This is a genomic window from Sulfitobacter sp. HI0040 (assembly GCF_001634885.1).
Classification (GTDB): Bacteria; Pseudomonadota; Alphaproteobacteria; order Rhodobacterales; family Rhodobacteraceae; genus Sulfitobacter.
The window spans coordinates 1-262 of the sequence record NZ_LWEX01000539.1 but is presented as its reverse complement, the minus strand read 5'-3'; the positions used below and the strand labels follow the sequence as shown (position 1 = coordinate 262).

The window sequence follows — 262 nt, the reverse complement described above, 5'->3', positions numbered from 1 at the left end:
CATGAAGTGTAGGGGAAAAGCACGGGCCGCAACATGACCACGAATAACGGGCACGTATCGTCACCGCTTGCGGTGCGTGGTGCAACTTTGAAATTTGGCGGTGTGACGGCGCTCGACGATGTGAGCATCTCCGTGGCCGACGATGAATTGCTTGCAATTATCGGTCCGAATGGTGCCGGAAAAACATCACTTCTGAACGTGACTGCGGGCTTCTACCGTCCGCAGAAGGGCCGTGTCGAATTGTCCGGGCAGGACGTGACCG

General features: G+C 56.9%; 1 protein-coding gene. It reads left to right on the top strand.

What is annotated here, in order from left to right:
- Positions 1 to 33: 33 nt before the first annotated feature.
- Positions 34 to 262, top strand: a 229-nt coding sequence (locus A3728_RS20165) for an ATP-binding cassette domain-containing protein (RefSeq protein WP_236630582.1), incomplete at its 3' end; no start/stop codon positions are given.